The organism is Micromonospora sp. AMSO31t (assembly GCF_008868175.1).
Taxonomy (GTDB): Bacteria; Actinomycetota; Actinomycetes; order Mycobacteriales; family Micromonosporaceae; genus Micromonospora.
This window is the reverse complement of sequence record NZ_WBKT01000091.1, coordinates 1-21,979: the sequence shown is the minus strand read 5'-3', so window position 1 is coordinate 21,979 and position 21,979 is coordinate 1. Positions and strand designations below refer to the sequence as shown.

The window sequence follows — 21,979 nt, the reverse complement described above, 5'->3', positions numbered from 1 at the left end:
CGGCGCGGCAGGCCGGCGCCGGTGGTTCCCGCGGGCCCCGGGTTACTCGCCGGGCGGATCCGGGCGGCGCTGGGCGCCAGCAGGGCGGCGCCCGGCGGGCGTACGGCGGCGACGCCCCGGATGGCGCCGGCGGGCAGCGGCGGCCCGCCGGCCACCGGCCCGGCGACGGCCGGTGGGTGGTCGTCCGCCGGCGTGCCGGGCGGCGGCTGGATCCCCAGGGCGGCCGGCGTGGGGGTGGTGGTGACCAGGTCGCGGGCGCCGGTGGCGGGCCTCGACAGTGCCGGGCCGGTGACGCGGGGCCGGAACCAGGGCGCCGGACGGCCGGCCGGTTGGCCGCGCTCGGCGGCCGGCCGCCGGGTCACCGACTCGACCCGGGTGAGCACCGACTCGGGCACGTCCACCTGGGCGACCGTGCCGCTGGCGGTGCGGTGCAACTGCACCCGGATCCCGTGCCGGGCGGCCAGGTGGGCCACCACGTGCAGGCCCATGCTGCCGGCCGCGGCGCTGGACAGCGTGGCCGGCGCGGCGAGCCGCTCGTTGATGGTGGCCAGCCGGGTCTCGCTGATGCCGATGCCCTGGTCGTGCACCCGCAGGGTGAGCCCGTCCACGGTGCGCCGGCCGTCGACCAGCACCCGGGCGTCCGGTGGCGAGTAGACGGTGGCGTTCTCCAGCAGCTCGGCCAGCAGGTGCACCAGGTTGCCGGCCGCCGCGCCGTGCACGGCGGCGGTCGGCACGTCGATCTCGACCCGCGGGTAGTCCTCGATCTCGGAGGCGGACGCCCGGATCACGTCGTCCAGGAGCAGCGCGCCCTCGTGCCCCCGGCCGGGTTCGCCACCGGCCAGGACCAGCAGGTTCTCCCCGTTGCGGCGCAGCCGGGCGGCCAAGTGGTCCAGGGCGAAGAGCCGGGCCAGCGCGTCCGGGTCGGTCTCCTCGCGTTCGAACTCGTCGAGCAGGCGCAGCTGGCGGGTGATCAGCGTGCGGATCCGGCGGGCCAGGGCCTCGGCCATCCGGGTCACGTCCAGCCGCAGCTCGGCCTGCTCACCGGCGAGCCGTAGGGCGGCCTTGTTGACCGTGTCGAACGCCTCGGCCACCTGGGCCACCTCGTCCCGGCCCCGGCGGATCCCGTCGGTCAGCCGGGTCGCCGTGCCCGCGCCCGGCGCGCCCTCGCCCGCCGCGATCGCGGTGATCCGGTCCGGCAGTTCCCGGTTGGCCATGGTGAGCGCCGCGACCCGCAGCCGGCGCAGCCGCCGGCTGGTCCGGACCGCCAGCAGCACGGCGGTCAGCAGCGAGCCGAGCGCCACGGTGCTTGTCGCTCCGGCAGTGAGCAGGGCCCGCTGCCGGGCGGTCCGGGCCAGCGCGGCGGCGTCCCGGTCCAGCCCGTCGGACAGCTCCCGGCCGAGCAGGTTGTAGCGGCGGATGGTGCCGCTCTGCGCCACGTACCAGGCGTCGCCGTCGGTCTTCAGCGACTCCGGCCCGCCGTCGCTGTCCAGTACGCCGTCGCGCATCCGCCGGGCCGTCTCCACGTCGGCGCCGCCGACCAGCCGGTACCAGGCGGAGTTGGCGGGGCCGGCGGCGATCCGGAGGAACTCGGCCTGGCGCTGCTCGCGGGCGCCCCGGAGGCGGCCGAGCCCGGCCAGCTCGCCCCGGACCAGCGCGCCGCGCACGAACACCCCGCGTAGCAGGTCGCGTTCCAGCGCCGAGAGGTGCTCCTGGGCGGCCACCGCGGCCACCTCGCGCGCCTCGTTGGCCAGTTCGGCGTCGCGGAGCTGGGCGGGCAGCGCGTCGGCGACGGCGAGCAGCGACTCGACGAGCGTCGCGTACGCCGGGTCGGCCCGGTCGCCGCCCAGCGCCAGGTCCCGCGTCGGCGCGAGCTGGCCGAGCCGCCCGTCCGCGTCGTTGAGCACCGGGGTCAGGTCCGGGGCGGCGTGCCGGGCGTCCGCACTGGCCGAGCGGTACCGGGTGACCGCGGCGTCCACCCGGCGCCGCTGCGCGTCGACCAGTGGCCGGCCGGCGGCGCCGCCACGCTGGCGCAGCGCGGCCGTCTCGCCCAGTTCGCGTTCCAGCTCGTGCACCAGACGCACGGTGGCGGTGGCGGTGCCGGCGAGCACGCGGGCCCGGTCGGCGTCGGCGGAGGCGTCCAGCGCGGCGCCGGTCTGGGCGGCGCCCAGCACCACCAGGCCGACGGTGGCCACCAGGATCGGCGCGAGCAGTTGGACCCGGACCGAGCGGAGGTGCCCGGTGGGGTCCGCGGGCCGGTGATGCCGGCGTACGCGGGCGGGGTGGGGCAGCGGCACGGGGGTCTCCCGGGTCGTTGTCGGGGTGGCCGGGCCCGGACGGTCGGTCCGGGCCCGGCTCGTCGGGTCAGCTCGCGCCGAGGTCCTTGAGCGCCCGGTCGGCCCCGCGGTGCAGCCCCACCGGGTCGGTCTTGCGGGCATTGGTCAGGTCGATGCCCTTGGCGGCCGGGTTGGCCTGGGCGAGGGTGTCCTTCTTCTCGAAGACCGTCTTCGTGATCACACAGGCCACGTCGGCGTCGAGGTTGTCGCGGACCAGCAGCACGTTCGGCACCACGATGGTGGGCACGTCGGCGCCGGTCCGGTAGATGTCCTTGCCGATGGTGCCGGCCTGGTAGGCCGGGTTCAGCTCGGTCATCTTCGGCAGCAGGGTGCTGATGTCGAGGAACTTCACCTTGTCGCCGGCCGTGGTGAACAGGTCGGTCACCCCGCCCGTGGGCACGCCGCCGGACCAGAAGAAGCCGTCGATGCTGCCGTCCTTCATCCCGTCGACGGTCTTGGTGAGGTCGAGCCGCTGCGCCTGGATGTCCTTGGCCGGGTCCAGCCCGGCGGCGGTGAGCAGCCGGTTGGCGATGACCTCGGTGCCGGACTTGGGCGACCCGGTGGAGATCTTCTTGCCCTTCATGCCGGCCACCGAGGTGATCCCGGAGTCGGCCCGGACGACCACCTGGGTGTAATTGTCGTAGATCCGGGCGAGGGCCTTCACCGGCTGCGGGGAGCTGAAGCTGTCCTTGCCCTGCACCGCGTTGACCGCGGTGTCGAAGAGGGAGAACGCCACGTCGTACTGGCCGGCCACGAGCTGTTCCACGTTCTGCACCGAGGCGCCGGTCTCGGCGGCGGTGCCGGTGAGCTTGCCGCCGGTGGCCGCGGAGAGCTGGCCGGCCAGCGCGTTGCCGACCACGTAGTAGACGCCCGTGGCGTTGCCGGTCGCGATGCCGACCCGGGTGTCCTTGGCTACCTTGCAGGTGATCTCGCGGGCGGCGTCGTCCTTCGCCGCGCCGTCCTGACGGCCCCCGCATCCGGCGGTGCCGGCCGCGACCAGGGCCAGCGCCCCGACGCCCGCGGCGATCCGCACGTCGATCCGTCTCACTCTTTCTCCTCCCGGTGGTCCACCAATTCAGGGACCGACGGGCCGCCGGCGCGACCGGCGGAGCCACGTCGGACGAGCACGCCCGCGACGGCCAGCGCGGCGAGCACCGCGCCGACCGTGACGGGCAGGGGTTCCAGCCAGAGCAGCACCAGCCCGGCGACCGCGCCGAGGAGCCGCTCCGGCGTGCCGGCCGGACCGACGCCGGGCAGCCAGCCGCCGGCCGCCACCGCCAGCACGGTGACGCTGAGCGCCGAGACCACCGCGGCCACCGCGATCCGCCCGACCCCGCCGATGCCGAGCAGGCCGAGGCCGGTCGGCGTGATCACGAAGGCGATCGGGATGAGGTACGCGGGCAGCGCGTACCGCAGGGTCTGCCACATGGTCGGGACCAGCCGGCCGCCGGTGACCGCGGCGGCAGCCACCGCGGCGAGCGCGGTCGGTGGGGAGACCTCGGACAGCACCGCGAAGTAGAAGACGAACATGGCCGCGGCGGGGGCGGCCACGCCGAGGTGCAGCAGCGCCGGGCCGATGATCACCCAGCCGATCACGAAGGAGGCGGTGACCGGCACGGCCAGCCCGAGCAGGCTGAGCGCGACCGCGGCGAGCAGCGCCGTGAGGGCCAGCACCACGGCGGGCTCGGAGCTGACCTTCTGCGCCCCGCTGACCAGCAGCGCGGCGGCCTGCGGGCCGAGGCCGGTCTTCGTGGTGGTGGCCGTGATGATGCCGGCCGCGGCGCAGACGGCGCTCACGGCGAGCACCCCGCGTACGCCGCCGCTGAGCGCCTCGACGAGGCGGGCGGGGGTGAGCCGGTGCCGGCGGTCCAGGAAGGACAGCGCGGCGGCCAGCACGGTGGCGATCACCACGGCCCGGGTCGCCGAGGCGCCCATGGCCAGCACCACGATGATCACGATGAGGGAGAGGAAGTGGTAGCCGAAGCGGAGCAGCAGCCGCCCGGCCGAGCCGCTGTCGATGACCACCGGGCGGACCCCGGAGCGCCGGGCGTCGATCTCGACGGAGAGCAGGATGCCCAGGTAGTAGAGGATCGTCGGCACGGTGGCCCAGCCGAGCACCTGCAGGTAGGACACGCCCAGGTATTCGGCGATGATGAACGCCGCGGCGCCCAGCGTGGGCGGGGAGAGGATCGCGCCGACGCCCGCGGCGGCCAGCATGCCGCCGGCCCGCTCGGGCGGGTAGCCGGCGCGGCGCAGGATCGGCCAGGTCACCGCCCCGATGCTGACCGTGGTGGCGGCGCCCGAGCCGGACACCGTGCCGAGCAGGAAGCCGGAGGCGACGGCCGTGCGCCCGGCCGCGGTGCGGGAGCGGCGGAACGCGGCGGCGGACAGCTCGACGAAGAACCGGCCGGCCCCGGAGAGGTCCAGCACCGCGCCGTAGATGGTGAACAGCACGATGTACGACGCCGCCACGTCGAGCGGGGTGCCGTAGAAACCGCTGTCGGAGTTGTAGAACGCGTCGACCAGTTGCGCGAAGTCGAGCCCGGCGTGGGCCACCGGCCAGGCCTGCGGCAGCAGCCCGCCGTAGTAGCCGTAGGCGAGGAACAGCAGGCAGACGGCCGGGAGGATCCAGCCCGTGGTGCGCCGGCACGCCTCCAGCAGCAGGAGCAGCAGCACCGTGCCGAGCACCACGTCCAGCGGCACGAGCAGGCCCTGCCGGTCGAGGAACGCGTCGTAGCCGCCACCGCCCGCGCCGAGGGTCACCGGCAGCACGGGGTAGAGGCAGGCCAGCAGCGCGACGGCGGCGAGCAGCCAGTCGGCCGGGCGGGGACCGCGCCGCTCCGCCGGCTCGCCGTCGGCCGGCCGGCGGCGCAGCCGCACCCCCGAGGGGTACGCCAGGAACACCATCGGCAGCACGCCGGCGAGGAAAATGATGAGGTAGTACTTGCTGCCCTGAGCGAGCGGGAAGAACACCTGCCAGAGCGCGAGCAGGGCGACCGCCAGGGTGGCGCCGGTGAACAGCAGCGCGACCGGTCCGGTCAGCACCCGCCCCGGTTTCTCGTCCTCGAACCGGGCCGCCAGTTCCCGGGTGTCGTGGTGCGTTTCCGCCGGTCCGTCGTCGGCCCACACCGGGTCGGCGACCGCGCCGCTGTCGGGCGGGAGCGGCACGGGAGCGGTGTCCACGTCGGACGCCGCAGATTCCGCCGCAGGGGGCCGCGGCGGCGGAAGATTCGCGTCGGAGGAGCGAACGGGCGGCACGAGGGGGCACGATACGCGAATCGTCTACATCATGGGAACATTGCCGGACGTGATTGCGTGGAGTGAGCGGAATGAAGGGCTGCTCACTCACCGCAGGCCAATTCCGAGCCGCCTTCACAATTGTCGCAGGAAAGCCGCAAAAGGCGTTCCAGCGTGCCGGTCCGCCCGCGCCCCCGCGTTAAACGGTCGAGCCTGTCGGACCCGGCGGTTAGGGTCGGCCCGTGACCAGCGCGCAACCACTCATTCAGGCGCGGGGGCTGGTGAAGCGGTTCGGTGACTTCACGGCCGTCGACGGCATCGACGTCGAGGTGCGCCCCGGCGAGGCGTTCGGTTTCCTCGGGCCCAACGGCGCCGGCAAGTCCTCCACCATGCGCATGATCGGCTGCATCTCGCCGCCCTCGGGCGGGGAGCTGCGCATCCTCGGCATGGACCCGGTCCACGACGGGCCGGCGATCCGGGCCCGGCTGGGGGTCTGCCCGCAGCTCGACAGCCTCGATCCCGAGCTGACCGTCCGGGAGAACCTGACCACCTACGCGCGCTACTTCGGCATCCCGCGCCGGGTGGCCCGCGAGCGGGCCGCCGAGCTGCTCGACTTCGTCCAGCTCACCGAGCGGGCCGAGAGCAAGGTGGAGCCGCTCTCCGGCGGCATGAAGCGGCGGCTGACCATCGCCCGCGCCCTGGTCAACAACCCCGAGATCGTGCTGCTCGACGAACCCACCACCGGCCTCGATCCGCAGGCCCGGCACCTGGTCTGGGAGCGGCTGTTCCGGCTCAAGCAGCAGGGCGTCACGCTGGTCCTCACCACCCACTACATGGACGAGGCCGAGCAGCTCTGCGACCGGCTGGTGGTGATGGACGGCGGCCGGATCGTCGCCGAGGGCTCGCCCCGGGCGCTGATCGCGCAGCACTCCACCCGCGAGGTGGTCGAGCTGCGCTTCGCGGCCGAGTCGCAGGAGGCGTTCGCCGGCAAGCTGGGCGGGCTGGGAGAGCGGGTCGAGGTGCTGCCGGACCGCATCCTGCTCTACGTGCCCGACGGCGACGCCGCGCTGGCCGAGGTGACCGCGCGCGGCCTCGTCCCGGCCAGCGTCCTGGTCCGGCGCAGCAGCCTGGAGGACGTCTTCCTCCACCTCACCGGCCGCACCTTGATCGACTAAGGTGGCGGGTCCAGGGTGGTTGGTGGACGGGAGCGTTCGACGATGACAGGTCTGCCGCGGCGTCAGGCCGGGCTCACGGCGCTCTACCTCGGCGTGTTCGCCGCCGTCTGGTTCAGCGTCCCGAAGGCCGATCCGCCGTTGCGGTCGCTGCTGGTGGTGGGCAGCGTCGTCGCGCTGGTCGCCGCGGCCATCGGCGCCGTGCTCGTGGTGCGGGCCGGGCGACCGGCGGCGGGCGGGCGTGACCGGTCCGCCGACCGGCGCTACGGGCTCGTCGTCGTCGCCGAGGTCGTCGTCGGCCTGGTCGGCGCGCTGATTCTGGCCGCCGCCGGGCTCACCGGCTACATCCCGGTGCTGGTCTGCGCCGTGGTCGGCATCCACTTCGTGCCGCTGGCCCCGGTGCTGCGCGACCGGCTGCTGGTGCCGCTCGGGGTGGCCGTCATGCTGGTCGCCCTCGCCGGCCTGGTGGTCGACCTCGTCTCGGGGGTGTCCGCCGGGCTGGTCGTCGGCACCGGCACGGGCGCCCTCCTCCTGGCCTACGCGGTGCTCGCCCTGTTCCGCACGCGCGGCCTCGACCAGCAGGCCGTCGGAGCGGAAGCCGAGCGCCAGGTCGCCTGACCGCCCGGCCGGAGCTGTGCCGTTTGTCCGGCCCGACCGCGGGTAACCGCGGCCAGCCGACCGGACGACTGGGCAGAGGTAGGGCGTGACCATGACCGGAGACGAACAGTACGAGCGAGGTCTGGAGGCGCTGCGGGAGGCCGACAGCGGCGCCGGGCAGAAACTCCTGGAGGCCCTGGCCGACGTCTCACCCGAGCTCAGCTACCGGTCCGTCGCCTGGTCCTACGGCGACCTCTACGTCCGGCCCGAGCTGGCGCGCCGCGACCGCGAGCTGCTGTGCCTCGGCGTGCTCACCGCCCTCGGTGACGCCGGGGCCCAGCTGGAGGTGCACGTCAACGGCGCGCTCAACGCCGGCCTGACGCCGTCGGAGATCGTCGAGGCGCTGCTCCAGGCGGTCGTCTACTGCGGTGTGCCGCGGGCCGTCAACGCCACACTCGTCGCCAAGAAGGTCTTCGCGGAGCGCAACCTGCTCCCCGTCCGCCCCACCCCAGCCGGCTGACCCCCGGTTCCCTAACCGGCCGAACTGGACAGGCGACCATCCGCCGACGGCACCCCCGCACCCCGTACCGTCGATCAAGAAGTTTGCGTCGCCCTCCGCGCGAATCCCGACGCAAACTTCTTGATCAACGCCAGTGGGGCGCGGTCTTCGGCGTCGTTGGGGGTGGTCAGCGGGGGCGGGCCCAGGTGACGAAGCGGTCGGCCAGCCGCTGCGGCGCGTGCCGGTCGGCGAGGTCCGCCGTGGCCTCGCACAGGAGCGTGCCGAGGTAGACGAGCAGGGCGATCCGGTCCTCGCGATACTCCCCGAGCAGCGCCAGCCGGGCCGGCGAGCACGGCCACGGTGCGCCGCAGGCCCGGCAGCGCCAGGACGGCCGCGCCGCCACGTGCGGACGGTAGCGGGGCATCAGCGCACGCCCTCCTGCGAGGCTGGCTGCACGCCCACGGGGTGAGTCGCCGCCGGGGTCGCGCGCCACCAGAACCTGAGTCGCATGAGCTGGGCCTCCGTCGTGGGATGGGGGTGCCCGCGCACCTCGTCGTGCGCGGGCACCCCCGGCCTGGTTCCGCCCGCCGTCCGGTGCCCGTGAGCGGTTCCGCTGCGTGACAGTCTGGTGACCCGCCGACTACGGTGGGAGATCCCGCGCGCCGACGACCGGGGCGTACGGCGGTCGGCCCGGAGCGGTACGAGGATGTACGGAGGCTGTCCGTGGACCGTTCGTCCATGCTGGACCACTTCGCCGAGGAGTTGCGGCTCGCCCGCGCCACCAGTGGCATGTCCCAGAGCGCGCTGGCCGAGGCCCTCAGCTACTCGGGTGCGCTCGTGGCCAAGGTGGAGACCTGCGAGCGCCGGCCGGGCCTCGACTTCGCCCGCCGGTGCGACACCGTGTTCGGCGCGGACGGGCGGTTCGAGCGGATCCAGCGGCGGATCAGCCGGGAGACGGTGGTGCCGTGGTTCCGCGACTGGGCCGCCATCGAACAGGAGGCCACCGCGCTGCGGTCGTTCGAGCCGCTCTACGTGCCGGGCCTGTTGCAGACGGAGGGCTATGCCCGCGCCGTGCTGGCCGGCGCCGGGCTGTTCGCGCCCAACGAGATCGACCAGCAGGTGACGGCGCGGCTCGACCGGCAGAGCGTCCTGACCCGCGACCGGCCCCCGCTGCTCACGGCTGTCGTCGACGAGCACGTCCTGCGCCGCCGGGTGGGCGGCCCGGAGGTGATGCGCGAGCAACTGGCGCACCTGGTCAAGCTCGGCCGCACGTTGACGCGGGTCCGAATCCAGGTCGTGCCGCTCAGCGCCGGGGCCTACGCTGGGCTCGACGGTCCCTTCGTGATCGCCACCTCGACCGGCCGGGAGGACGTCGTCTACCTGGAGGGTCAGCGTCACGGCCAGGTGGTCGACCGCGCCGAGTTCGTGCAGCAGATGGTCGAGGTGTGGGAATCGATCCGGGGTGAGGCACTGTCGCACCAGCAGTCCCTGGAGTTGATCTCGGAAGTGGCGGAGACATGGACCTGAGCGGCGCCCGGTGGCGCAAGAGCACCCGCAGCAACGGCAGTGGCGGCAACTGCGTGGAGGTGGCCGGGAACCTTCCCGGCGTGGTCGCCGTCCGCGATTCCAAGGATCCGGCCGGTCCCGTGCTGGCGTTCGGCCCGGACGCGTGGCGCGCGTTCGTCACGCGGGTCGCCGGCCGGCCGTAGGACCCGACCTCGCGGAAACCCCGGCGACACCGTCCGTCGCCCGTCGTAGGGTGACCGGCGTCCTGTCGTACCCGAGCGGTAGGAAGGGTGACGTGGGCGGAGAACGGGGGTGGTCCACGTGACCGTGGCGGAACGGTCCGACCGGGCACTGCCCCGGGTGCCGGCGCTGGCGGTGCTCTCCCACCACCTGGTCGGCTACCGGCGCACCTGGCGGGCCGGGGTCTTCTCGTCGTTCCTGCTGCCGGTGCTCACCGTGCTCGGCTTCGGCGTCGGCGTCGGCGCCTATGTCGACCAGGGCGTCGGCGGGGTGCCCTACCTCGACTGGCTGGTGCCCGGCCTGATCGCCTCCACCGCCTTCCAGGTCGCCGTCGGCGAGTCGACGTGGCCGGTGCTCAGCAACTTCCGCTGGATCCGCACCTACCACGCGCAGGTCGCGGCGCCGCTGCGCACCGGCGACATCCTGGCCGGGCACCTCGCGTTCGTGCTGTTCCGGGTGCTCACCAGCACGCTGGCGTTCCTGCTGGTGACGGCGCTGTTCGGGGCGCTGCGCTCGCCCTGGGCGCTGACCGTCCCGCTGGTGAGCGTGCTGCTGGGCCTGGCGGTGGCGGCGCCGACCTTCGCCTACGCCGCCGCGGTGCCCGGCGACAGCTACCTGGCGCTGCTGTTCCGCTTCGCGATCATCCCGATGGCCCTCTTCGCCGGGGTGTTCTTCCCGGTCGAGTCGCTGCCGGTCGGGCTGCGCCAGTTCGCCTACGCGACCCCGCTCTGGCACGGGGTGGACCTGTGCCGGGCCGCCACACTCGGCGTCGCTCCGCAGTGGTCGGTCACCGGCCACCTGCTCTACCTCGCGGTCTGGGCCGGCGCCGGCTGGTGGCTGGCCCGGCGCGTGTTCCAGCGTCAGCTCGTCGTCTAGGAAGGGTGTCGTGGTCGCTCTCGTCCTGCCCCGGCTGGTCAGTCCGGCGGGGGCCCGCCGCTCGGCCTCGGTCGCCGAGCGCAACTTCACCGCCCTGCGCAGCGCCTACTGGCTGGTGCTGCTCTCGGGCTTCCTTGAGCCGGTGCTCTACCTCTTCTCGATCGGCGTCGGGGTGGGCGCGCTCGTCGGCGACCTGACCCTGCCCGGCGGTCGGCTGGTCTCCTACGCGGCGTTCGTGGCCCCGGCCATGCTCGCCTCGTCGGCCATGAGCGGGGCGCTGTCCGAGACCACCTTCAACTTCTTCGGCAAGATGAAATACATGAAGCTGTACGACGGGGTCATCGCGACCCCGGTGCAGCCGTTCGAAATCGCCCTCGGCGAGCTGGGCTGGGCCATGCTCCGCGGCGGCCTCTACTCGGCCGCGTTCCTGGTCCTCATGGTGGCGATGGACCTGACCACCGCCGGTCGGGCCCTCGCCGCGTTCCCGGCCGCCGTGCTGGTCGGCTTCGCCTTCGGCGCGCTGGGCATGACCGTCTCCACGCTGATGCGCAGCTGGCAGGATTTCGACCTGATGGGGTCGGCCCAGTTCACCCTCTTCCTCTTCTCCGGCACGTTCGTCCCGGCCGAGGCATACCCGGCGGTGCTGCGCTGGGTGGTCGAGCTGACCCCGCTCTACCGGTCGGTGCACCTGATCCGGGGCATCTGCGTGGGCGGGTCCGGCTGGTCCTGGCTCGTCGACGTGGCCTACCTGGTGGTGCTGACCGTCGGGATGCTGGCGCTCGCCTCCCGGCGGATGAGCAGGTTGCTGTACAAGTAGGTGGTTAACCGGCCCTCCCCTCGGGGCATGTCGTGGTGACAACACAGACGACGAGGGAGGGGCGATGGCCGCCGACGAGTCTTCCGCCCGGCACGGGCGCGACCGCACCGGGCCGGTGGGCCCGGACGAGGGGCCGGACAGTCCCACCGATCTGCCCGCCACGGGGTGGGTGGCGACGCTCAAGCGCACCGTGCGGGAGTTCCAGGACGACAGCCTGACCGACTGGGCCGCCGCCCTCACCTACTACGGGGTGCTGTCGATCTTCCCGGGCCTGCTGGTGCTGATCTCCCTGCTCGGCCTGCTCGGTAACGAGGCCAAGTCGGGGGTGCGGGACACCGTCGGCCAGGTGGTGCCCGAAAAGAACATCCGGACGATCATCGAGACGGCGATCGACCAGGCCGGCTCCTCCGGCGGGCTCGCCAGCATCGCCGCGATCATCGGTCTGCTGGCCGCGTTCTGGTCGGCGTCCGGCTACATCGCCGCCTTCATGCGCGCCTCGAACAGCATCTACGACGTGCCGGAGGGCCGGCCGATCTGGAAGACGCTGCCGATCCGGCTCGGCGTGACCGCGGTGATCGGCGTGATGCTGCTGGCCAGCGCGGTGATCGTGGTCTTCACGGGCGGTCTCGCCGAGCAGGTGGGCAATGCCATCGGGCTGGGCTCCACCGCCGTCACGGTGTGGAACATCCTCAAGTGGCCGGTGCTGCTCGTGCTGGTCAGCCTGATGTTCGCGATCCTCTACTGGGCCTCGCCGAACGCCCGGCACGGCGGCTTCCGCTGGGTCAGCCCGGGCGGCATCCTGGCCGTGGTGATCTGGCTGGTCATCTCCGGCCTGTTCGCCCTCTACGTGAGCAACTTCGCCTCGTACAACAAGACCTACGGCGCGCTGGCCGGCGTGATCATCTTCCTGGTCTGGCTCTGGCTCAGCAACATCGCCATCCTGCTCGGCGCGGAGTTCGACGCCGAGCTGGAGCGCAGCCGCGCCATCCAGGCCGGGCACCCGGCCGACGAGGAGCCGTACGTCGAGCTGCGCGACGACCGCAAGCTCAAGAAGAAGCGCAACGCCGCCACCCGACGCTGACCAGCGACGCCCCGGGCCGCCCCCGCCGCACTGAAACGCGGCGGGGGCGGCCGCTTTTCATGATCGACTCATCGCTTTTGCTCATACGGACAAAAGTTTCCGCCAAATGTGCCGAAGCTATGGACACGTGACCTGGAAGGCTCCTACTGTGTCGGACACGACACATCGCCGTTGCGCCGATGTGAACGACTCCGATGCGGAGGTGAGTCCCGGTGCGGACGGTCGACCCCCTGCACGTACAGCTCCTGCGAACCCTCCGGGACGAGGGGGCCGTCTCCCGCGCCGAGCTGGGCGACCGGCTCCAGATGCCCCGCCCGCGCCTCCTCGCCGAGCTGGAGCGGCTGGTCAACCTCGGCTACGTGGCCGAGGCCGGGCTGGCCGCCTCCCGGGGCGGCCGCCGGTCCACCCTGGTCGAGCTGAGCCCGCACCTGCGCTTCGCCGCGGTCGACCTGGGCGCCAGCTCCATCGACGTCGAGGTGGTGAACGGCCGGCTGGAGCCCGTGGCCGCCTACACCGAGCCCGCCGACATCCGCTCCGGCCCGAAGGTGACCCTCCACCGGGTCAACGAGTTGCTGCACAAGGCCAGGGTGGACGGCGCGTACGAGCGGCTCGACGCCATCGGCATCGGTGTCCCGGGGCCGGTGAGCTTCCGGGACGGGGTGCCCGTCTCGCCGCCCATCATGCCGGGGTGGGACCGCTATCCGGTGCGTGAGCTGCTCACCCGCGAGCACGGCTGCCCCGCGGTGGTCGACAACGACGTCAACATCATGGCCATCGGCGAGCGGCACGGCGGCGTCGCCCACTCGGTCGACGACTTCCTGTTCATCAAGATCGGCACCGGCATCGGCTGCGGCATCTACCTCAACGGCGGGGTCTACCGGGGCACCGACGGGTGCGCGGGCGACATCGGCCACATCCAGGTCGACCCGAACGGTCCGATGTGCTCCTGCGGCAACCTCGGTTGCCTGGAGGCAGTGTTCAGCGGGGCCGCGCTGGCCCGGGCGGCCACCGCCGCGGCCCGCGCCGAGGTGTCGCCCGCGCTCGTCGAGCGGCTCGCCGCCCGCGGCGCGGTGACGGCGCTGGACGTCGCGCAGGGGGCGGTCGAGGGGGACGTCACCTGCATCCAGCTCATCCGCGACGGGGGCCGGCGGGTCGGCAGCGTGCTGGCCGGCCTGGTCAGCTTCACCAACCCGTCGATGATCGTGATCGGTGGCGGGCTCGCGCAGCTCGGCCACATCCTGCTCGCCGAGATCCGCAGCGTGGTCTACCGCCGCTCGCTGCCGCTGGCCACCGGCAACCTGCCGGTCGTCCTCTCCGAGCTGGGTCCCCGCGCCGGCGTCGCCGGCGCCGCGGTGCTCGCCAGCGACCTCGCCTTCGGCGAAGCCGCATGAGCGCGACGAGCGAGCCGGGCCGCATGAACAGCGAGGAGGCCGACGTGACGAACGAACCGCTCGTCGAGGCGCCCGCCGACACCGTCGCGGGTGAGGTGGTCCTGCGCCTCACCGACGTGGTCAAGACCTTCCCCGGCGTACGCGCGCTCGACGGCGTGCAGCTGGAGGTGCGGGCCGGCGAGGTGCACTGCCTGCTCGGGCAGAACGGCGCCGGCAAGTCCACCCTCATCAAGGTGCTCGCCGGGGTGCACCGGCCGGACTCCGGCGAGGTGGTGTGGCGCGGTGAGCCGGCGGCCTTCGCCAACCCGCAGGCCGCCATGCGGGCCGGGATCGCCACCATCTACCAGGAACTCGACCTGGTCGAGGACCTGTCGGTGGCGGAGAACGCCTTCCTCGGCCACGAGCCGCGCCGGCTCGGCTTCGTCCGGCGGGGCCACATGGCCCGGCGGACCCGGCAGATCCTGGCCCGGCTCGGCCACCCGGAGATCCCGCCCGGCCGGCTGGTCCGCCACCTGCCGGCCGCCGGCAAGCAGATCGTCAGCATGGCCCGGGCGCTGTCCCACGAGGCCCGACTGATCATCATGGACGAACCGAGCGCCGTGCTCGCCCACGACGAGGTGGGCAACCTGTTCCGCATCATCCGGGAACTCACCGCGCAGGGCATCGCCGTCATCTACATCTCCCACCGGCTGGAGGAGATCCGCGAGATCGGCGACCGGGTCACCGTACTGAAGGACGGCCGGACCACCGCGGCGAACCTGCCGGCCCGCGAGACCCCGACCCGCGACCTGGTCTCCCGGATGACCGGCCGGACCATCGAGTACGTCTTCCCGGACCGCCCCGCCGACGACCCGGCCGGCGCGGAGCTGCTGCGGGTGGAGGGGCTGACCCGGCACGGCGAGTTCGCCGACGTCTCGCTCGACGTGCGGGCCGGGGAGATCGTCGGCATCGCCGGGCTGGTCGGCTCCGGCCGCTCGGAGCTGCTGGAGACGATCTACGGGGCCCGCCGAGCGGAGGCCGGCACGGTCCGGATGGGCGGCCGAGCGCTGCGCCCGGGCAGCGTGGGCGCGGCCGTGAAGGCCGGCATGGGGATGGCCCCCGAGGAGCGCAAGAGCCAGGCGCTGCTGCTCGGCGAACCGATCTACCGCAACGTCACGCTGGCCACCTTCGGCCGGTACGCCCGCCTCGGCTTCACCGACGCCGGGCGGGAGCGGGCCGCGGCGGACCGGATCGCCGCCGCGCTGGAACTGCGCCCCCGGGACGTCCGCCGGCCGGTGCGCACCCTGTCCGGTGGCAACCAGCAGAAGGTGGTGGTCGGCCGGTGGCTGCTCGGGGACACCCGGCTGCTGCTGCTCGACGAGCCGACCCGGGGCGTGGACGTGGGCGCCCGGGCCGAGCTCTACCAGGTGATCCGGGAACTCGCCGCGCGGGGCGTCGGCGTGCTGCTGGTCTCCAGCGAGGTGCCCGAGGTGCTCGGCCTGGCCGACCGGGTGCTGGTGATGCGGGAGGGCCGGGTGGTCCGCGAGGCCCCGGCCGGCGAACTCGACGAGAACACCGTGCTCGACCTCGTCATGGCGGGGTCCCTCATGGAAGGCGCGCCAGCATGAGCGACACGACACCCACGGCGGCGCCCGAGCGGGCGGCGGGGCTGCCGGCCCAGTCGCCGCCGGTCGACCCGGCCGAGACCGCGAAGGCCGACGCCCGGCCGGGACTCTCCTGGTGGAGCGGGGACCGCGGGGAGGGCGCCAAGCGCAACCTCGGCCTGCTGGCGACGCTGGTCGTGCTGGTGGTCATCGGCATCCTGACCCGGCCCGACCTCTACGGCGACGCGAGCTGGGTGTGGGGCAACACCCTCACCATCCTGAAGCTCGCCTCGGTGGTCGGCGTGGTCACCGTCGGGATGACCTTCGTGATCATCGGTGGCGGCATCGACCTGTCGGTCGGCGCGATCGTCGCGATCGCCGGGGTCTGGAGCACCACGCTCGCGACCCAGAGCTACGGCGCCGGCGGCATGATCTTCAGCGCGCTCACCGTCGGGCTGGCCGTCGGGGTGATCAACGGGCTGCTCATCTCGTACGGGCGGCTGGTGCCGTTCATCGCCACGCTGGCCATGATGGTCGCGGCGCGCGGCCTGGCCGCCGAGATCTCCGACAAGCAGACCCAGGTCTCCAACGAGAGCTTCATCAACGGCATCGCCACGACGAAGCTGCTCGGCATCCCGCTGCTGGTCTACATCCTCGCCGCGGTGGTCGCGGCCGGCTGGGTGCTGCTCAACCGGACCACCTTCGGCCGCCGCACGGTGGCCGTCGGCGGCAACCCCGAGGCGGCCCGGCTCGCCGGCATCGACGTCCGCCGGCACACCGTGCTGCTCTACGCGCTCTCCGGCCTCTGCTGCGGCATCGCCGCGATCATGCTGACCGCGCAGGCCACCTCCGCCCAGGCGGCGATGGCCAACCTCTACGAGCTGGACGCGATCGCCGCCGCGATCATCGGCGGCACGCTGCTCAGCGGCGGGCGGGGCACCATCATCGGCTCCCTGCTCGGCGTGATCATCTTCTCGACGATCACCAACCTCTTCGCCATCAACGGTCTCTCCACCGAGGCCCAGAACATGGTCAAGGGCGGCATCATCGTCGTCGCCGTCCTGGTCCAGCAGGTGCAGTTCCGCAGTCTCACCCAGTTCCTCGCCCGCAACCGGGCCACCACCACCTGATCCCATCGCGACCGCCAGGCCGCCGTCATCCGACGGTGGTCCGGCCCGCCGCACCCGAAATCACTCCCACCACACCTCATTTCAGGAGGCCGTCATGACAACGCAGGGCAGCGACCTGTCGCGCCGCCGGCTGCTCTTCGGCGGGGCCGCAGTCTCCGCCGGCGTGCTGCTCGCCGGATGCACCAGCAACGAGCAGGCCCCGAGCGCCGCGCAGACCAAGGCCGCCGCGGCCGGCGCCAACAGCGAGCCGGGCAAGAAGGTGACCATCGGCTTCTCCGCGCCGGCCGCCGACCACGGCTGGATCGCCGCCATCACCAACAACGCCAAGGCGCAGGCCGGCGCGTACTCCGACGTGGAGCTGAAGAGCGTCGAGGCCGGCGCGGACGCGGCGGCCCAGCGCGCGGCGCTGTCCACGCTGATCTCCCAGAAGCCCGACGTGATCGTGCTGCTGCCGCACGACGGCAAGGAGCTCAACGCGTTCGGCCTGGAGGCCATGAAGGCCGGCATCCCGGTGGTCAACCTCGACCGGGCCTTCCCGGACGCCAAGGCGTACCGGCTGCAGATCAAGGGTGACAACTACGGCATGGGCGTCGCCGCCGCGACGTACATGATCGAGCAGTTCAAGGCCAAGGGCGTCAGCGCTCCGGTCATCGGTGAGATCGCCGGAATGGACGAGCTGGAGCTGACCCAGGAGCGGTCGAAGGGCTTCGCCGACACCCTGGCCCAGGCCGGGTTCAAGGTGAGAAACCGGCGGGCGGCCCGGTTCACCGCCGACTCCGGCCAGCAGGAGGCGACCGGGCTCCTCCAAGCCCTGCCGAAGATCGACGCGATCTGGAACCACGACGACGACCAGGGCATCGGCGTCCTCGCCGCCGTCAACCAGGCCAACCGCAAGGAGTTCTTCATGGTCGGCGGCGCCGGCTCGAAGAAGGCCATGGAGGACATCGCGGCCGACAACACGGTGCTGAAGGCCACCGTCACCTACAGCCCGTCGATGGCCTCCTCGGCCATCACCCTGGCCCGCCTCATCGGCCAGGGCAAGGGCATGTCCGACCTGGTCGAACTCCAGGTACCGAAGGAGATCGTCCTCGCCTCCGAGACGATCACCAAGGAGAACGCGAGCAGCTACCTGAAGCTCGGGTTCTGACACACGGGGGGAGACCCACCTTGTCCACTCACGACAACGTCCTGCGCGTCGGCATGGTCGGCTACGCGTTCATGGGCGCCGCGCACTCCCAGGCGTGGCGCACCGTGAACCGCGTGTACGACCTGCCGGCGCAGGTGCGGATGGCGCTGGTCTGCGGCCGGGACGAGCCGAAGGTGGCCGAGGCCGCCGGCCGGCTCGGCTGGGACGGGCACACCACGGACTGGCGGCGGCTCGTCGAGTCCGACGAGATCGACGTGGTCGACATCTGCACACCGGGGGACAGCCACTGCGAGATCGCCCTCGCCGCGCTGGCCGCGGGCAAGCACGTGCTGTGCGAGAAGCCGCTGGCCAACACCGTCGAGGAAGCCCGGGAGATGGCGGCCGCCGCCGCCCGGGCCCAGGCCGCCGGGGTACGCGCCATGTGCGGCTTCAACTACCGCCGCGTGCCCGCGGTCGCCCTGATGCGGCAGCTCGTCGCCGACGGGCGGCTCGGCGAGATCCGGCACGTCCGGGCGGTCTACCTCCAGGACTGGATCGTGGACCCGCAGTTCCCGCTGGTCTGGCGGTTGCAGAAGGACAGGGCGGGCTCCGGCGCGCTCGGCGACATCGGCGCGCACATCATCGACCTGACCCAGTACGTGACCGGGCAGCTCATCTCCGGGGTCAGCGCGGTCACCGAGACGTTCGTCAAGGAACGGCCGCTGCCGGCCGGGTCGAGCGGCCTGGCCGCGCAGGCCGACGGCAACGGCCGGGCGACCGGCCGGGTCACCGTGGACGACGCGGCCGTCTTCGTGGCCCGGCTCGACGGTGGGGCGCTCGCCACCTACGAGGCGACCCGGTTCGCCACCGGGCGCAAGAACGCCCTGCGTGTCGAGATCAACGGCTCGCTGGGCAGCGTCGTGTTCGACCTGGAACGCCTCAACGAACTGGAGTTCCTCGACGCCACCCGGCCGGCCGCCGAGCAGGGCTTCAGCCGCATCCTGGTGACCGAGCCGGAGCACCCGTACCTGTCGGCGTGGTGGCCGCCGGGCCACATCATCGGCTACGAGCACTCCTTCACCCACCAGATGCGCGACTTCGTCGAGGCGGTCGCCACCGGCGTCGACCCGGCGCCGTCGTTCGCCGACGCGTTGCAGGTCCAGCTCGTACTCGACGCGGTGACCCGCTCCGCCGAGCGGGCCGCGTGGACGGAGGTGGAGCCCGCGCTGGCCGAGGTGGCCGCCTGACCGATTCACGGCGGCGCCCCGTGCGCCGCCCGAAGGGCTTTCCGGCGCCGGCCGGCGAGGGCCCGCCGCGGTTGCGCCCCGCGGCGGGGACGAGGCCGGCCCCGGAGAGCGTGCCGCCGCGGCGAACCCGCGGCCGGCACGAACCAGCACGGCCGTCCGGTGCGGCCGGACCGGGATTCCCCGGCTGCACCGGCCGACCGGCCCCGACGACGACGGGGAGGCGAACCCATGGGTACGGCGCCATGACACCCCACCGACTGCGCGCCGCGCTGCGGGGCGTACCCGATCCGCGGTGGCTGGACGCGGCCCTGCGCCGCGTCGCGACCGATCCCGCGGCGATCGCGCGGCTGTTCGCCACCGCGGCCCGGAAGTGCGGCCGGGGGCCGCTGCCCGACCCGCCGGGCTGGACCGTCGACGAGGCCGCCCGGGCACTGCTGCTCACCGCGCTCCCCGCCGGCCACGCCGCGGCGGCCGAGTCGCTCTACCGGTACGGCGACGCCGCCGAGAAGCGGGCCGTGCTGCGGGCCCTGCCGCTGCTGCCCATCGGGGCGGAGTGCGTGCCGCTGCTGCACGACGCGATCCGCACCGACGACACCCGGCTGGTGGCCGCCGCGCTGGGCCGGTACGCCCGGCACCTGGAGCAGCCGGCCTGGCGTCAGGCGGTGCTCAAGTGCGTCTTCACCGGCGTGCCGCTGGCCGTCGTCGACGACCTGGCCGGCCGGGCCGACGGCGAGCTGGCCGCGATGCTGGCCGGGCTCGCCGCCGAGCGGCACGCGGCCGGCCGGAGCATGCCCGCCGACGCCGCCGACCTGCTCGACCGGCTGGGCGCCGGCTCGCCGTCGACCACCATTCCGGAGGCGTGATGCGCATCTTCGACCCGCACATCCACATGACGTCCCGGACCACCGACGACTACGAGCGGATGGCCGCCGCCGGGGTACGCGCCGTGGTGGAGCCGGCGTTCTGGCAGGGCCAGCCGCGCACGAGCGTGGACACCTTCGTGGACTACTTCGACTCGCTGATCGGGTGGGAGCCGTTCCGGGCCGGCCAGTTCGGCGTCCGGCACCACGCCACCGTGGCGCTGAACCCGAAGGAGGCCAACGACCCGCGCTGCCGCCCGGTGCTCGACCTGCTCCCGCGCTACCTGGACAAGGACGGCGTGGTGGCGGTCGGCGAGATCGGCTACGACTCGATGACGCCGGCCGAGGACGCCGCCTTCGCCGGGCAGCTCGCCCTGGCCGTGGCGCACGACCTGCCCGCCCTCGTGCACACCCCGCACCGCGACAAGGCCCGCGGCGTCGAGCGCACGCTGGCGGTGGTCGCCGAGTCCGGCATCGACCCCGGGCGGGTGCTGGTCGACCATCTCAACGAGGTCACCGTGCGGCTCGTGCGGGACACCGGCTGCTGGCTCGGCTTCTCGATCTACCCGGAGACGAAGATGTCGCCGCCGCGGATGGTCGAGCTGCTGCGGACGTACGGCACCGAGCGGATCCTGGTCAACTCGGCCGCCGACTGGGGGCGCTCGGACCCGCTGCTCACCCGCGCCACCGGGGAGGCCATGCTGCTCGCCGGTTTCACCGAGGACGACGTGGACCGGGTGCTCTGGCGCAACCCGGTCGAGTTCTACGGCCAGTCGGGCCGGCTGGACCTCGCCGACCTGGATGGGCTCCGAGGCTGAACGGGGCTGTCCGGTGGAGCCCGCGGGACACGCACGCGCGGTATTGTCAGCCATGGATACCGACCGGCTCGGGATCTGCCTGGATGCGGCGCCCCGGGAGGCGCTGACCCGCACCGCCGAACCGACCGATCCGGCCCTGCTGCGCGCCCGCTTCGACGCCGCGCTCGCCGCGTTCCTGCACGAGCGCCGGCCCGGCCGGCCGGGCGACGACGGCACCGACGCCGTCCACACCGTGCTCCGCCGGTTCGTGCTGGCCGGCGGCAAGCGGCTGCGGCCCCTGTTCTGCTACTGGGGCTGGCGGGGCTTCGGCGGCACCGACGGCACGCCGATCGTGGTGGCCGCGGCGGCGCTGGAGCTGTTCCACGCCTTCGCGCTGATCCACGACGACATCGTGGACCGCAGTGACCGCCGGCGCGGCCGGCCCACCGTGCACCGGGTCTTCGCCGAGCGGCACGTCCGGGCCGGCTGGCGCGGCGACCCGGAGGCGTACGGCCGGCAGGCGGCCCTGCTCTGCGGCGACCTGTGCGCCGCCTGGTCCGCCCAGATGTTCCACGGCTGCGGGCTGGCGACCGAGCGGCTGCGCCGGGGCCACGCCCTGCTCGCCCGGATGCGGGCCGAGGTGATCGCGGGGGAGTACCTCGACGTGGTGGCCGCGGCCGGCGACGGCTCGGTGGAGAGCGCCCTCGCGGTGGTGCGGCTGAAGACGGCCCGCTACACGGTGACCCGCCCGGTGCAGCTCGGCGCCGCCCTGGCCGGCGCCGACCCGGACGTGGTGGCCGCGCTGGCCGGGTTCGGCGATCCGTTGGGGGACGCCTTCCAGCTCCGCGACGACCTGCTCGGCGTCTTCGGCGACCCGGCGGTGACCGGGAAGTCCAACCTGGACGACCTGCGGGAGGGCAAGCCGACCGTGCTCATGGCGCTGGCCCGGGCGGCCGCCGGGCCGGCGGAGGTGGCGCGGTTGCGGGCGCTGGTCGGTGATCCGGCCCTGGACCCGGCGGGGGCCGCCGAGGTGCGCGAGATCGTGGAGGCCTCCGGTGCGCGCGCGGCGGTGGAGCGGATGATCCGGTCCCGGGCCGACGCGGCCCTGGCCGCGCTGGACGGGCTGCCGCTGGCGGGGTCGGCCCGGACGGCGCTGGCCGGGCTGGCGGCCCGGGCCGTGGACCGGCGCCGCTGACGCCGACTTTTGTCGCCCATCGACGAAAGTCGTTCCGGAACCAGCGGAAGCTATGGACAGGCAGATCGAAAGGTCTTAATGTCGTGCGCAAGCACAGAGCTGTTTCGTCGAGGTCAACCGCCCGCACCCGGCACCCTCGTCGAGGTGACCGGCCGGCCGCAACCACCGGCGGTCACGGCCCACCGAGCCTCATCCGGCGGGCCCGGCGCAGCATCCCCGCACGGCATCCGGCGCGACGCGCGCCCGATCCAGGCTGCGCGCGTCAGGAAGGGACAGCAGAGGCATGTCCAGC

Annotated in this window: 20 protein-coding genes; 16 read left to right on the top strand and 4 right to left on the bottom strand. The window is 73.5% G+C overall.

What is annotated here, in order from left to right:
- From F8274_RS19890 to F8274_RS19880, 3 genes are all read right to left on the bottom strand, one after another.
- Positions 1-2,294, bottom strand: a 2,294-nt coding sequence (locus F8274_RS19890) for a sensor histidine kinase (protein ID WP_151463876.1), incomplete at its 3' end; no start/stop codon positions are given.
- Positions 2,295-2,361: 67 nt separating this feature from the next.
- Complete coding sequence (locus tag F8274_RS19885; protein ID WP_151463875.1) at positions 2,362-3,381, bottom strand: TAXI family TRAP transporter solute-binding subunit; 1,020 nt, start codon at positions 3,379-3,381, stop codon at positions 2,362-2,364.
- On the bottom strand, positions 3,378-5,516 hold the full coding sequence (locus F8274_RS19880) for a TRAP transporter fused permease subunit (protein WP_151463874.1): 2,139 nt from the start codon (positions 5,514-5,516) through the stop codon (positions 3,378-3,380). The genes F8274_RS19885 and F8274_RS19880 overlap by 4 nt, the downstream gene beginning before the upstream one ends.
- Before the next feature lie 296 nt (positions 5,517-5,812).
- On the opposite strand from F8274_RS19880, the gene F8274_RS19875 reads away from it, so the two are divergent.
- From F8274_RS19875 to F8274_RS19865, 3 genes are all read left to right on the top strand, one after another.
- The gene (locus F8274_RS19875; RefSeq protein WP_151463873.1) at positions 5,813-6,745 is read left to right on the top strand and encodes an ABC transporter ATP-binding protein; all 933 of its coding nucleotides are present in this window, start codon (positions 5,813-5,815) and stop codon (positions 6,743-6,745) included.
- 42 nt (positions 6,746-6,787) lie between these two features.
- Positions 6,788-7,360 carry a hypothetical protein gene (locus F8274_RS19870; protein WP_151463872.1) on the top strand — a complete coding sequence of 191 codons (573 nt, stop codon included), beginning with the start codon at positions 6,788-6,790 and terminating at the stop codon, positions 7,358-7,360.
- A 91-nt stretch (positions 7,361-7,451) separates the two neighbouring features.
- Positions 7,452-7,859 carry a carboxymuconolactone decarboxylase family protein gene (locus F8274_RS19865; RefSeq protein ID WP_151463871.1) on the top strand — a complete coding sequence of 136 codons (408 nt, stop codon included), beginning with the start codon at positions 7,452-7,454 and terminating at the stop codon, positions 7,857-7,859.
- 166 nt (positions 7,860-8,025) lie between these two features.
- Here F8274_RS19865 and F8274_RS19860 read toward each other — a convergent pair whose 3' ends face one another.
- Positions 8,026-8,262: a flavin reductase gene (locus F8274_RS19860; protein ID WP_151463870.1), complete on the bottom strand. Its 237-nt coding sequence runs from the start codon at positions 8,260-8,262 to the stop codon at positions 8,026-8,028.
- 299 nt (positions 8,263-8,561) lie between these two features.
- Between F8274_RS19860 and F8274_RS19855 the strand changes: the two genes are divergently transcribed.
- The 13 genes from F8274_RS19855 to F8274_RS19795 all read left to right on the top strand — a co-directional run bounded on the left by F8274_RS19855 (position 8,562) and on the right by F8274_RS19795 (position 21,687).
- On the top strand, positions 8,562-9,365 hold the full coding sequence (locus tag F8274_RS19855) for a helix-turn-helix transcriptional regulator (RefSeq protein ID WP_225853875.1): 804 nt from the start codon (positions 8,562-8,564) through the stop codon (positions 9,363-9,365).
- Positions 9,356-9,547, top strand: a complete 192-nt coding sequence (locus F8274_RS19850; protein ID WP_151463869.1) for a DUF397 domain-containing protein — start codon at positions 9,356-9,358, stop codon at positions 9,545-9,547. Before F8274_RS19855 ends, F8274_RS19850 begins: the two co-directional genes overlap by 10 nt.
- Before the next feature lie 118 nt (positions 9,548-9,665).
- Positions 9,666-10,460: an ABC transporter permease gene (locus tag F8274_RS19845; protein WP_225853874.1), complete on the top strand. Its 795-nt coding sequence runs from the start codon at positions 9,666-9,668 to the stop codon at positions 10,458-10,460.
- Between the two features lie 10 nt (positions 10,461-10,470).
- Positions 10,471-11,277 (top strand): ABC transporter permease, encoded by an 807-nt coding sequence (locus F8274_RS19840; protein WP_151463867.1) that lies wholly within the window; start codon positions 10,471-10,473, stop codon positions 11,275-11,277.
- A gap of 64 nt (positions 11,278-11,341) precedes the next feature.
- Positions 11,342-12,358: a YihY/virulence factor BrkB family protein gene (locus F8274_RS19835; RefSeq protein ID WP_151463866.1), complete on the top strand. Its 1,017-nt coding sequence runs from the start codon at positions 11,342-11,344 to the stop codon at positions 12,356-12,358.
- Between the two features lie 212 nt (positions 12,359-12,570).
- The gene (locus F8274_RS19830) at positions 12,571-13,749 is read left to right on the top strand and encodes an ROK family transcriptional regulator (protein WP_151463865.1); all 1,179 of its coding nucleotides are present in this window, start codon (positions 12,571-12,573) and stop codon (positions 13,747-13,749) included.
- A 44-nt stretch (positions 13,750-13,793) separates the two neighbouring features.
- Positions 13,794-15,356, top strand: a complete 1,563-nt coding sequence (locus F8274_RS19825) for a sugar ABC transporter ATP-binding protein (protein ID WP_225853873.1) — start codon at positions 13,794-13,796, stop codon at positions 15,354-15,356.
- Complete coding sequence (locus F8274_RS19820; protein ID WP_151463864.1) at positions 15,353-16,462, top strand: ABC transporter permease; 1,110 nt, start codon at positions 15,353-15,355, stop codon at positions 16,460-16,462. The genes F8274_RS19825 and F8274_RS19820 overlap by 4 nt, the downstream gene beginning before the upstream one ends.
- A gap of 94 nt (positions 16,463-16,556) precedes the next feature.
- On the top strand, positions 16,557-17,609 hold the full coding sequence (locus F8274_RS19815) for a substrate-binding domain-containing protein (protein ID WP_151463863.1): 1,053 nt from the start codon (positions 16,557-16,559) through the stop codon (positions 17,607-17,609).
- Positions 17,610-17,629: 20 nt separating this feature from the next.
- Entirely contained in the window at positions 17,630-18,835 is a 1,206-nt protein-coding gene (locus F8274_RS19810; RefSeq protein WP_151463862.1) for a Gfo/Idh/MocA family protein, read from the top strand.
- Positions 18,836-19,077: 242 nt separating this feature from the next.
- Positions 19,078-19,698, top strand: coding sequence for an EboA domain-containing protein (locus tag F8274_RS19805; protein WP_151463861.1), 621 nt, complete (start codon positions 19,078-19,080; stop codon positions 19,696-19,698).
- Positions 19,698-20,513 (top strand): TatD family hydrolase, encoded by an 816-nt coding sequence (locus tag F8274_RS19800; protein WP_151463860.1) that lies wholly within the window; start codon positions 19,698-19,700, stop codon positions 20,511-20,513. Before F8274_RS19805 ends, F8274_RS19800 begins: the two co-directional genes overlap by 1 nt.
- A 103-nt stretch (positions 20,514-20,616) precedes the next feature.
- Complete coding sequence (locus tag F8274_RS19795; protein ID WP_151463877.1) at positions 20,617-21,687, top strand: polyprenyl synthetase family protein; 1,071 nt, start codon at positions 20,617-20,619, stop codon at positions 21,685-21,687.
- Positions 21,688-21,979 lie beyond the last annotated feature (292 nt).

Excerpts from the sequence above, each read along its gene's own strand:
- F8274_RS19865 (WP_151463871.1), top strand. The coding sequence starts at position 7,452 with ATGACCGGAGACGAACAGTACGAGCGAGGTCTGGAGGCGCTGCGGGAG.
- F8274_RS19820 (WP_151463864.1), top strand. The coding sequence starts at position 15,353 with ATGAGCGACACGACACCCACGGCGGCGCCCGAGCGGGCGGCGGGGCTG.
- F8274_RS19835 (WP_151463866.1), top strand. The coding sequence starts at position 11,342 with ATGGCCGCCGACGAGTCTTCCGCCCGGCACGGGCGCGACCGCACCGGG.
- F8274_RS19850 (WP_151463869.1), top strand. The coding sequence starts at position 9,356 with ATGGACCTGAGCGGCGCCCGGTGGCGCAAGAGCACCCGCAGCAACGGC.
- F8274_RS19860 (WP_151463870.1), bottom strand. The coding sequence starts at position 8,262 with ATGCCCCGCTACCGTCCGCACGTGGCGGCGCGGCCGTCCTGGCGCTGC.
- F8274_RS19800 (WP_151463860.1), top strand. The coding sequence starts at position 19,698 with ATGCGCATCTTCGACCCGCACATCCACATGACGTCCCGGACCACCGAC.
- F8274_RS19815 (WP_151463863.1), top strand. The coding sequence starts at position 16,557 with ATGACAACGCAGGGCAGCGACCTGTCGCGCCGCCGGCTGCTCTTCGGC.
- F8274_RS19805 (WP_151463861.1), top strand. The coding sequence starts at position 19,078 with ATGACACCCCACCGACTGCGCGCCGCGCTGCGGGGCGTACCCGATCCG.
- F8274_RS19870 (WP_151463872.1), top strand. The coding sequence starts at position 6,788 with ATGACAGGTCTGCCGCGGCGTCAGGCCGGGCTCACGGCGCTCTACCTC.